The organism is Wohlfahrtiimonas larvae, from assembly GCF_002006755.1.
Lineage (GTDB): Bacteria > Pseudomonadota > Gammaproteobacteria > Cardiobacteriales > Wohlfahrtiimonadaceae > Wohlfahrtiimonas > Wohlfahrtiimonas larvae.
The window spans coordinates 1-1,266 of sequence record NZ_MVDO01000011.1; the positions used below are offsets into that span (position 1 = coordinate 1).

1 protein-coding gene and 1 tRNA gene are annotated in these 1,266 nt (G+C 39.6%); both read left to right on the forward strand.

From position 1 onward, the window contains the following. Window positions 1-781, forward strand: a 781-nt coding sequence (locus tag BZK14_RS00725) for a pyruvate kinase (RefSeq protein WP_245831103.1), incomplete at its 5' end; no start/stop codon positions are given. 60 nt (window positions 782-841) lie between these two features. Then, window positions 842-931, forward strand: a tRNA-Ser gene (locus BZK14_RS00730). The last annotated feature ends 335 nt before the right edge of the window (window positions 932-1,266 follow it).

Here is a 1,266-nt window from a genome sequence, read left to right on the forward strand (position 1 = left end):
AGTTGCAAAAATTGAGCGCATTGAAGCGGTTACAAATATTGATGAAATTATTTTAGCATCGGATGCCATCATGGTTGCTCGTGGCGATTTAGCTGTTGAAATTGGTGATTCTAAATTGATGGGTGCACAAAAACGCATGATTATGCGAGCGCGTGAATTGAATCGTGCTGTGATCACTGCAACACAAATGATGGAATCTATGATAGAAAACTCATCACCAACCCGTGCTGAAGTGATGGATGTGTCAAATGCTGTACTGGATGGAACAGATGCGGTGATGCTCTCAGCAGAGAGCGCTGCAGGTAAATATCCTGTGGAAACAGTGAAAGCAATGGCAGAAATTTGTATTGGCGCTGAAAGTGAACAGTTTTCTGTCTTAACACCCAATGCATTCATTAAAGACCGTAAGTTTAATTATACAGATGAAGCGATTGCTATGTCCGCAATGGTTTTGGCAAATCACTATGATGTTCAAGCTTTGGTTTGTTTGACTGAATCAGGCACGACCGCACTATTAATGAGCCGTGTGACATCAGAGATTCCGATTTATGGTTTAACGCGCCATTCAGAAACAGCAGGGCGTATGACATTGTATCGTGGCGTCAAGCCTATAGAATTCAGCGTACATCACGCTAATGAGGAAGATGTTGTGGGTGAAGTTATGCATGTTTTAAAAGAACACAAGGCTGTAAAATCTGGTGATCGTATAATTATCACGCGTGGATCACTTAATTTTGTGCAAGGTGGTACAAATAATTTACGTATAGCAGTGGTTGAGTAAAAAAAATACAATTTCAGGGTTGCGTTAACTTTGAAATTGTATATAATTCATTTCTCTTTTGGAGGTGTGGCCGAGTGGTTGAAGGCACCGGTCTTGAAAACCGGCAACGGGTTAAACCGTTCGTGAGTTCGAATCCCACCACCTCCGCCAAGTATATTAAAAAAGCTTGTTTATCTTATTGATATGCAAGCTTTTTTATTGCCTGTCTGAAATGCTGTACTCTCATCCGTACCCTGTGTGGATTTCGATGGATTGTAAAAACAAAACTATGTTCTTATCTCATTCACCTAATATTTTTCATATTAGGCTTTGAGTGAGCTATGCTGTGAAAGATGAACAAATTGAAAATATTATTACTGCTGAAAAAACAAGCCCAAATTGTAAAATTGACATTAATTCTCCGGCATGTCGTCAAGATGTTAAGAAAGCCTTAATCATAGGGCTAAAAGATTTTAATGAAGAGACACAGGGGCAAACCGTAGGAT